Below are 9290 nucleotides of genomic sequence, written 5' to 3'. Positions count from 1 at the left end.
CCCTAGATACAGGGACCCGGTTTCGCCTATCGGATATGAGGTCGGGACCCATTCGACATGGGAGAAATCCTTGGAGGCCCAGCTCTCGGTAGCCGCCGAGCGACGGAGATCGTAGTCACCAGCAACCGTTTCGTGGCCGCGGAGACCGGCAAAGTGAATGACGGAGGGCGACCGCCACTCGATCGAAGTCACGTCGGCGCCCTGGCTGTCCAGCACCTCGATCGCTCCATCGCGTGGGTCGAGCAGGCAGAGCTGGCCATAGACGATGCCCCGATCGCTGCAGAACGCCCTTACAAATGCGATCTTGCCACCGCCGGGCGAAGCCCTGACGCAGCCGATCTGGTCGGCCGGCGCGTATTTCGTCGTTGCGACACCCGAGCTTGCATCGACGAGGGAGAGGACTGCCCGATACCAGCTGCCCTCGCTGTGATGGTCGCTGGTGATCGCCGCAATCGAACCGTTGCCGCACCAACTCGCTTCCCACACGTTCAAAGGTGCACCTGTCAGCTGGCGCGGTTCGCCCTCGCCATCCCAGGTCCAGATCGTGCGCCACAGTTCGCCGCCTTCATCGGAGCGAACTTCCGGGATCCATGCTGGCGCATTCGACTTCTGCTTCTGGGCGAAGCCACCATGAATGCCGGCGAGATCGGCGGCCGTGCCCGCCACCACCATCAGCAGCTTCGATCCGTCCGCCGACCAGGCGATCTGCTCGATCCGTCCGGCAACAGTCCGCGCCTTCAGGCAGCGGCCATCCGACCAGATCTCGATCCGGTCGGCAGCAGCATCATCGCCGGCGCAAGCCACCGCCAACTTGTTTTCCTCGGGCGACAATCTGATCTGGCGGGTTTCCCGTTCGTTCAGGCGCTCGACCGCGCCGCCGTACCGTGCAACACGGCAAAGCCTATTGCTTACGCCGTCTTCGAGACCGCGCTCGAAGCTCTGGCCGATGAAGTGGAAATGGGGAGCATTCTCGTGCCCGCACAGCGCGCGGCCGCTGTATATGTGCCCCCCCGGCGCAAGTAGGACTTCGTACAATTTCAAGGTCGCCGTAAACTCTGGCGACGAACGGAAATCTCGCTCCATCGGGCTCCCCCCACTGACCAAATCAGCACCCGCTGAACGCAACTAGCCCACCCTGCCGCACAAGATGCGGCAGGCAGAAACTCTAACGAGCTGGCGAGGTTGCCTCTGCGTTAGCTGGCAACATTACAGGTAAGTCGGCGCCTGTCTATACACATATGTACATTTCTGTGCCATAAAGTTGCGGTAGCCTCGAGCAGGTGAAAATTCTGCCCCACAAGCCTAGGTCCGCCGTATAGAATGGAAGTTAAGAGGGGGAGACCGACTGTGCCAGAAAGAGGACCAAAGCCAGCAGAAGCGGTGCCTGAGGACTCGTCACGCACGACCAAGCAGGACTGGCTCGACCTTGCGATCAGGACCCTGGTCGAAGATGGCATCGACCAGGTCAAGATCCAGGCCATGGCCAAGAAACTCGACGTTTCCCGGTCGAGCTTCTACTGGTTCTTCGAAAGCCTCCAGGACCTGCACGACCAGCTGCTTCAGAACTGGTTGCGCCGGAATACCGACCCGGTGGTCGACCACGCGCTTCGGCCGGCGCCCAGCATCAACCGAGCCATCCTCAATGTGTTCCAGTGCTGGATCGACGATAGCATTTTCGACCCACAACTGGACACTGCCGTTCGGATCTGGGCCCGCCGCGATACGTCAATCCGGACCGTCATCGACGAAGCCGACCGCCGCCGCATCGAAGCGATCACGGCCATGTACCGGCGCTATGGTTACGACCAGGAAAACGCCTTCATACGCGCCCGTGTGCTCTATTTCATGCAGATTGGCCACTACGCGCTCGACGTCGACGAAGCGCTCGACGTCAGGGTCTCACACGTTCCTGCCTATCTTCTGGCATTTAGCGGCCAGGAAGCCGAGCCCAGCGATATCGCCGCCTTCGACGAGTTCATCAGTAGCCTCAAGCGTAGGGGGCATGGCTAGGAATTGAAATTTGGCCATGGGTAGCGCAACTCAGGCATCATCTCCAGCCTGGAGCCCGGGTGGGGCTGGACGGCGCGGGCCAGCCGGCGGATTGATGGCATCAACGTCGCGTTCCAGCGGATTGACCTGACCGCCTCGCGGCGCGAGAGGCAATCGAGGATTGCACCGTCAAGCTGATGCCGACCGCGCCGAGATCGCCCCCAAGGTCTTCACGCGCATCCGCATGCATGTCGTGGTCAGGGGTCGCAGCCTCGCACCGGCCAAGGTCGAGCGGGCCGTCAGCCTGTCAATCGAAAAATATTGTTAGGCATCAGCCATGCTGGCCAAGTCGGCCACGCTGACGCATGACTTCGAGGTCGTCGACACGGCGTCGACGGCGGCTTGAGCTAGCAAACCAGCGGCCGGCCAAGCCGTTCTGTCGACAGGGACGGCCGGCCTGGCCGGAAGACCGCGAGTGGATTGAGCAGTTGACCTACTGCGCATGCACCATTTTGGTCGGCTTCTCCAGGAGGCTGAAGTCCGACCCGTCGCATTTCACATCAGGGTTGGTCGGGCTGAACATCCCCAATGGGTTATCCTTGAACAGCCAGGCATGAAGGTCATAGTGGACGAACTCTTTCGGAATAAGCGGTTCGTGCCCTTCCATCGGCCCCTGGAAGGGTTGGCCGAACAGGCTTGGGCGCTCCTTGGCCGCCGCAAGCGGCACCAGCCACTCGGCCGCCACCAGGCGCAATTTCTTGCCGTCTGGCTCATAGATCAGCACGTTTGGCTTGTTTGGATCGGGCGGGCCCTGCAGCGTGACGTTGACGAAGTGAATCCCCATGGCGCCCTTCGGATAGTCCATGGCCCCGGCGATCTTCTCGCCGCTGTAGTGAACGCATCCCACCGTCGAGAGATAAAGGTCGCGCACGGCTACGTAAGGATCCTGGTATTTCTCCAGCGCCTTGCGCGCAGCGTCGATGTCAGCCTTTTTCGGTTCTTCCGCCAGGGCCGGCGCGGCGCCCCAAAAACCAGCCAGAGCAATGACAGCGCAACTGACGAGACTTGCAGTCCTCATGGCAGTTCCTCCAATTTGTGTTTCGCATAAGCAATACAGACAATCTGGACGACGCCTTGAATGTCGCTCCGTTCGTTGCTCTTTGCAAACGGTCGATGCCGGGCGAGCACGGGAAAGCCCGTCCCTCGCCTTGGGAGCGAGGCGAGCGGTCTATGGTCATCGGACTGATTGACGAGAGTTAGCCATTGCCGTCTCGTGAACGTCCCCGGTCGCGGCTGAAAGGGAGCTTTTAGCAACAAGCCAGTTGAGCCGGGCAGGTACCCATGGCGAGCTAGTGCCAGCCCTGCCGTCAGCGTGCCAAAATCAGCGTTGCAGGTAAAAAGCCTGCCCAACGGAACGCAGTTCCTCAAGCGTTTTGCCTTCGCAACTCCCCGCAGTATCTCCACCTATCTGTTGCGGTTTTCCGGTTAGCGTTATCGTCCCGGCCTGGCCAGCCTGCGAAATATAAACGGCGACTCCATCTGGGCCTATCTTGGATAGATAGAACGCATGATGAACGTCTCCGACTTCACAGTATATCAAGAAGGGGAAATCCGTATACTTTACTTCTGCGGAACGGGCGTCGGAAACTGGAACGACAAGAATGCTCGATACTGTTGCTAGCGAACTAAAAGTTGCGTTTCTAGAAAATCTGCATAGATAAGCAAGTAAAGACTGCCAAGACCCGATATGTGACATTGTCTGGGAACTCCCCTGCTTGCCGTTAAGAATTCCGTCTTGCGAATTGGTTCCTGCGCCGGGGGGCTGCTGTATGGTAGCCAAGCTTCGGCGGGCGGGAGAGTTAGCAATCAACTACCGCACATCGTCTCCATCCCTTACCGGCAGTGCCCCTTGAGTCTCCGCACCTGGCCTTCCCTCAACTGGGTCATGCCGTAGCCACTCCATGAGCAGCACGTAGCCAACGGCCAACAGCACCGGGCCAACAAACAAGCCGAGCAGGCCGTCGGCGAGCATCCCGCCAATGACACCAATGAGAATGACGGGCATCGGAACTTCAAGCCCGCGGCCGAGCATCAATGGCTTGAGCAGATTGTCGCTGAGCCCCGCAATGAGGGTCCAGATTGTAAAGATGATCGCCGGTGTGGTCGGTTCCGTAGCAAGGACATAGGCTATGACAGGTAGCGTCACCAGCACCGCCGGAACCTGCACGACGGCAAACAACAGCACCACGAGCGTCAAAAGTCCGGCTGTCGCAAGGCCCATGGCGAAAAAGCCTACACCGATCAGCAGCGACTGGATGACGGCAACGCCGACCACGCCGATTGCCACGCCACGGATGGTGGCGGCCGTCATTGCAATCAGACGGGGGGCTWGAGCCTTGTTGCCGGTGACACGTTCCAACAGGCGCGTGACAAATTCGATGCAGCCGTTGCCATAGGCGATGAGCACAGCGGCAATTGCGAACGAAAGTATGAATGACAGTTGGCCGGCGGCCAAACCGCCCGCGAACGACGCCAGCGATGCCGCGGGCCCACTGAGCATATCGCCGTATTTGGCAAGCGCCGCCGGCATGTTTGTCTCGACCAGCGCCCATGTCTCGGTCAGTTTCTGGCCGACCATCGGGAGGTCGGCAAGCCATGGGGGTGGCGGCGGCACCGTCAGCTTGCCGTCTTGCAAGTCGGTGACGAACGCCATTATCGAGGTCCCAAGCGCCGTCACCCCTACCACCAGCGGTACCAGCATGATCGCGACGCTGACCAATCCGATCAGCGTCGCCGACCAGCGATTGCCGACCCGGGTGACCAGGCGTCGGTGCAGCGGATACAGCATCACCGCGAGGATCGCCGACCAAAGCAAGATGCCGGTAAAGGGCAATATGATGCGGCTACAGGCAAAGATCAGTAAGGCCACGAGCGCGATCTGAAGTGCTGCGTCGAGCGTCTTCGGGAGCGAAGGCTCGCGTTCGTGGGGCGTCGCGTTCGGGTCCATTGTTGTTCCCCTCTGCCCGGCCACGCTTGGATTTACCAAAGCTCCATGCTTCGGCTGACTATTTACCTATTTCGTTCTTCCTGCAAGACTGTCGCAAGTGCCCGCAAGCAGGCGTACCTCGAAAGACGTAGTCTCAACCTGCCGGGGCGGATTCCTTGGATTGAGCATCGTCGGTGCCCGTTGCGATGGCGAAAGCTGCGGACTAAGTTGCAATTCCAACGCAAGTGCCGACGTCGATGCCAAGGAAAGCATATTAAGCTGCGGCCTCGATCGCCGCGTGATCCAGGGGGGAACGACATGGCGTCGGATGCAACCGGGACCTCTCGTGATCATGCACCCGATACGGTGGGCGCGCCGCTGAAAGAGAAGAACCCGCAGCGCACGATCGCAATTACCGTGCTCCTGCTGGCCCTCCTTATATTCGTCGTGACGATTTTCATGGAGCGGCGCACACCTTCTTCCTCTCAGGCGACAGTCAGTGCCTATGTCGTGGGCRTGGCGCCGGAGGTTACCGGGCGGGTCATTGAGGTGGGCGTGGCCGACAACAGCGCCGTGACGCCCGGCCAGATGCTGTTTCGACTGGACCCGGAACAGTACCGGCTTGCGGTTGCCGAGGCGGAAGCACGCCTTGCAGGGGTAGGTCAGACGATCGGCGCTTCGACAGCGTCCGTCGATGTCGCCCAGGCCCGGGTTGTGGAGACCAAGGCTGTCCGGGTCAACGTCCAGGATCAAGCTACTCGCGCCATGGAACTTGTCAGGCGCGGTATCTACGCCCAGGCGAAGTATGATGAGGCTGCGGCCGCACTGGATCAGGCAGATGCAGGCGTGGATGCAGCCGAAGCCGACCTCGCGCGGGCTCGCGAGGAGCTTGGACCCGCAGGAAAAGACAATCCGCAGTTGAAGGAGGCGCTCGCGACGCTTCAAACCGCTCAGCTTGATCTGCTGCGCACGACGGTTTCAGCGCCGGCGGAAGGCGTCGTCACCAATCTTCAGCTTTCCGTCGGAGGCATGATCAGCGCTGGCGAGAGTGCGATGACCTTCATCGACACCGGCACGATATGGATCACGGCCGCGTTCAAGGAAAACAGCCTTGAGCGGGTTGCCGCCGGCGACCGGGCGGAGGTGCTATTCGATGTTCTTCCTGGTCAGATTTTCGCCGCCACAGTTGAAGGCGTGGGAATGGGGGTGGCTCAGGGAAGCGTCGATCCGGCGACGGGCCTGCCGAAGCTTTCCACAGACACTGGATGGGTGAGGACGCCACAGAGCTTTCCCATCCGCCTGATTTTGGACGAAGGGYGGCCCAAGGGCGTGCGGTACGGCTCGCAGGCAAACGTCGTCATCTACACCGGAGACCATCCGGTCACCAACGCGCTCGGCAGCATCTGGATCCGAATTCTGTCGATCCTTACCTATGTCAGCTGACGCGCATCTTACCTACGAGGAGGGCCTCGTTAATGTAAAACGCAAGGGTCTGCGCATAGCCCTTGCCGTTGCGGTCGGCTTTACCTGGCTGGTCTATTCGGGGGCCATCATCCCCTTCCTTGGGCCATTGTTTGCGGCACAGTTTCTGATCTCCAGTTCACGCCCCATGCCTGTGAAAAAGGGGTTGGCAGTCGCAGCGTTCATTCTTGTCGTCGGGGCACTTCTGCAATTCGTGGCCGTTCTCACCGGCGACCGGCCACCGGTTCTGCTGCTGCTGCTCGGGCTGATTTACTTTGGATGTTTCTACCAGCAGGCGAACGGCAAGGGCGGACCCACGATCTTTCTCGTCCTGGTCATTGCGGTCATGGTGCCGCTCCTCACAATTTTGAACGAAGATCTCAGTGACACCATTCTGACGATCCTGGTTCAAAGTGTGGTGACCGGCATGCTGTTGATGTGGGGGGCCTATTCCCTGATTCCAGACAGAGGCAGCCCCGCTCCTGAGGCCGTGACGGCGACGACATATCCGCGCGCGGCGCGGTACGCTACGGCAAACACCGCCATACTGCTGATCGCTGTGGTTGCCTGTCTGACACGCGAAGAACTGGCGACGGCGATTGTCATTCCGATAACAGTGGTGTCGCTGCTTTCGCAATTCGACACCGCGGCCAGCACACGTGCAGCCTTGGGGCTCGTCATAACCAACATCACTGGAGGCGTGGCCGCGTCGGTCGCATTCGGGCTGCTTCAAGTGCGGCCGTCCCTCCTTTTCCTCTTTCTATTGGTACTGCTGGCCGGCTTGGTGTTTGGCGGTCGTGCCGCGTTGCGTGAACCGTCCGCCAAGCTTTACGCAGGCGCACTGACCATCTTCCTTCTCGTATTCGGAACAGGCGTATCTCCGCTTCCGGGGTCTGCAGCCGATTCCTTTTCCACGCGGGTCGCCTACATCCTGGCGGCCATCGCCTATGCGATCTTCATGACAACGTTGCTTTGGCCTCGGCCGGAAGGCACTCGCGACTAGACGCTCGTCACGCTTGTCGGTCAGCAGGAATTTTGTCTTGGTGGGGGATCTCGAACGCGGTGCCGCTAGGCCGCCCGCAGCGGCACTTGGACGTCGGCGCAAAAGCTAGGCCCAAGGGCAACGCGCGCCAGCCATTATTTTGTTTCTATTCTTTTATTTGCGAGACCGCGCCCGGCACTTTGCAAGCCCATGCCGGGCGCGACTCCCTTCTGTACGGCATAGGCGCCGGCGAGAAGGATATTGCTATTTGTAGATCGGTGCCGGTTCGACAACAGGCGGAGGAGCCTTTCCTTTGCCTTTGCCAATGGTACCGCAGGCACTCAATCCCGCGACCGAGAACATCGCGACCAGTACGATCAGAATCTTCTTCATTTCAGTCCTCTCCTTGGTGTGATTTACCCTAAGCTATAGGTGCCATTTCGCCGTCTTCATGATGCAGCCAGGTTGGTAAAAAATCGTTCGATTGCATCCAGTCGCAAATGATGTCGCCTATCAATTCAGCTCTGGTCATRCCAACTTCAATTGCAAGTGACGTCACTGCGTGATCTACATTCGGATCGATTTCTATTCCTTCCTTGTTGCGAAGCCTGATCGCTGCACGTAGTAACAGTGCCCTCAATGTCTCGGGAGGTGTACTGTTGATTGYTTTGGCKGTTGYCTCCAATAKTTCRACGAACGTCTGACGTTGTGCCAGCATCTCACCGTGCCCCACATCCAGCCCTAATTGGCAGCGTACCAAACTTTGGCCTCTGCTCAATAATTTACATTAGAGATGATTAATGCAGCCTTCAGGAAGCCGGCCTCAGTTCGTCGCTGGGAGGCCCGTCGAGGGGGCAATCAAACGAGCTCCGGGGTCGACGATTGAACCGCACTCTCGTCCTGAACCAGCCATGGCGGCAGGGCAAATGAAGTGCATGCAGCTCAATTGAGCCAAGGGGGAAACCGGGGAGCGTCAGCGCGGCGACACCGCTTGACAGGCTGTCGCGGATCGCAACCGAAGCAGCGTCAAGCGCGCAGCGAACGCCGACTAGGATATGGCGGAGAGAGCGGGATTCGAACCCGCGATACGGTTCCCCGTATACACACTTTCCAGGCGTGCGCCTTCAACCACTCGGCCACCTCTCCGCATACGCGCCTTGCGCCGGCCGGTTTAGCCGGGCTGGTTGGGAGTGCGCGCATCTCCTGGGCGTTGGTTTGCGGCTCGAAAGGAGCCGGCAATCGGGTGCGGTCAACCTGCCGCCACCCATCCGCCTGCCTCCGAACACGCTCTCGCGCATCCGGCTGCCGGGCTCATCTAGTCGATCCTGCGGCACTTGCCAAGCGCTGACGTGGCAAATCTTGCAGCGGGCGTCGGCCTTGCCGGCAAAATACGCAATGCGCGTCCCTTGTTGCTGTCAACCGTGGAAATCGAACGGCATATTCCGTGGCTTCCTTGTCTTGCGACGCTGCTTTGCCGCAAACTGGAATGGCGCGTGGGGCGCGCTGTTTTGGGGGATTCGATGCCAGCGCAAATGCAATCGAACGCCAGGGGCGTCTTGGGCTGGCTGCCCGTGTTTTGGCTTTGCCTTGTCATGGCGCTCAGCGCGCGCGGTTTCGACCAGAGCCTTGCCGTCATGCAAGGGTTTTCCCTGCCGGACGCCGCCCTCTACCTGGTCTATGCCTCGATGATCGTGGCTGTGGTGACGATCGCCTGGGGCTTGTATCTGCTCAGCCTCGCCTACAGCCGCTCGCAGCGTTTTCCGCGCAATTTCACCTTCTGGCAATTGGCCATCATCGCCTTCCTTGTCGCCAAGCAGGTCTATATTCTTGTCGCCCCGGATTTCGCCTTCTCGATCGAGGGACTTGCATGGG

At 59.9% G+C, this 9290-nt stretch carries 7 protein-coding genes, 1 tRNA gene and 2 pseudogenes; 5 read left to right on the top strand and 5 right to left on the bottom strand.

Annotated features, from left to right (window positions below; translation table 11 throughout):
* On the bottom strand, window positions 1–1035 hold a 1035-nt coding region (locus AC1DUU_RS13845; RefSeq protein WP_476783992.1), incomplete at its 3' end, for a hypothetical protein.
* Window positions 1036–1380: 345 nt separating this feature from the next.
* Between AC1DUU_RS13845 and AC1DUU_RS13840 the strand changes: the two genes are divergently transcribed.
* Both AC1DUU_RS13840 and AC1DUU_RS13835 read left to right on the top strand, forming a co-directional pair.
* A complete protein-coding gene (locus AC1DUU_RS13840; protein ID WP_476783991.1) occupies window positions 1381–2010 on the top strand; it encodes a TetR/AcrR family transcriptional regulator in 630 nt (209 codons plus the stop codon).
* Between the two features lie 143 nt (window positions 2011–2153).
* A pseudogene (locus tag AC1DUU_RS13835) lies at window positions 2154–2395 on the top strand (OsmC family protein); the annotation flags it as partial.
* 87 nt (window positions 2396–2482) lie between these two features.
* Here AC1DUU_RS13835 and AC1DUU_RS13830 read toward each other — a convergent pair.
* Together AC1DUU_RS13830 and AC1DUU_RS13825 are read right to left on the bottom strand one after the other, a co-directional pair.
* Complete coding sequence (locus AC1DUU_RS13830; protein WP_476783990.1) at window positions 2483–3067, bottom strand: hypothetical protein; 585 nt, start codon at window positions 3065–3067, stop codon at window positions 2483–2485.
* Window positions 3068–3859: 792 nt separating this feature from the next.
* Entirely contained in the window at window positions 3860–4996 is a 1137-nt protein-coding gene (locus AC1DUU_RS13825) for an AI-2E family transporter (protein WP_476783989.1), read from the bottom strand.
* A gap of 297 nt (window positions 4997–5293) precedes the next feature.
* On the opposite strand from AC1DUU_RS13825, the gene AC1DUU_RS13820 reads away from it, so the two are divergent.
* A complete protein-coding gene (locus AC1DUU_RS13820) occupies window positions 5294–6418 on the top strand; it encodes an HlyD family secretion protein (protein ID WP_476783988.1) in 1125 nt (374 codons plus the stop codon).
* Window positions 6408–7439 (top strand): DUF2955 domain-containing protein, encoded by a 1032-nt coding sequence (locus AC1DUU_RS13815; RefSeq protein ID WP_476783987.1) that lies wholly within the window; start codon window positions 6408–6410, stop codon window positions 7437–7439. Before AC1DUU_RS13820 ends, AC1DUU_RS13815 begins: the two co-directional genes overlap by 11 nt.
* Window positions 7440–7682: 243 nt before the next feature.
* On the opposite strand, the gene AC1DUU_RS13810 is transcribed toward AC1DUU_RS13815, so the two are convergent.
* Together AC1DUU_RS13810 and AC1DUU_RS13805 are read right to left on the bottom strand one after the other, a co-directional pair.
* A complete protein-coding gene (locus AC1DUU_RS13810; protein WP_476783986.1) occupies window positions 7683–7811 on the bottom strand; it encodes a lipoprotein in 129 nt (42 codons plus the stop codon).
* Window positions 7812–8474: 663 nt separating this feature from the next.
* A tRNA-Ser gene (locus AC1DUU_RS13805) sits at window positions 8475–8564 on the bottom strand.
* Window positions 8565–8938: 374 nt separating this feature from the next.
* Here AC1DUU_RS13805 and AC1DUU_RS13800 point away from each other — a divergent pair.
* Window positions 8939–9290, top strand: a pseudogene (locus AC1DUU_RS13800) (hypothetical protein); the annotation flags it as partial.

Source organism: Aminobacter sp. P4_H6_2, from assembly GCF_056400805.1.
This window is presented reverse-complemented; position numbering and strand designations above follow the sequence as displayed.

Coding starts and splice junctions, on each gene's coding strand:
- AC1DUU_RS13830 (WP_476783990.1), bottom strand. CDS start 3,067: ATGAGGACTGCAAGTCTCGTCAGTTGCGCTGTCATTGCTCTGGCTGGT.
- AC1DUU_RS13815 (WP_476783987.1), top strand. CDS start 6,408: ATGTCAGCTGACGCGCATCTTACCTACGAGGAGGGCCTCGTTAATGTA.
- AC1DUU_RS13810 (WP_476783986.1), bottom strand. CDS start 7,811: ATGAAGAAGATTCTGATCGTACTGGTCGCGATGTTCTCGGTCGCGGGA.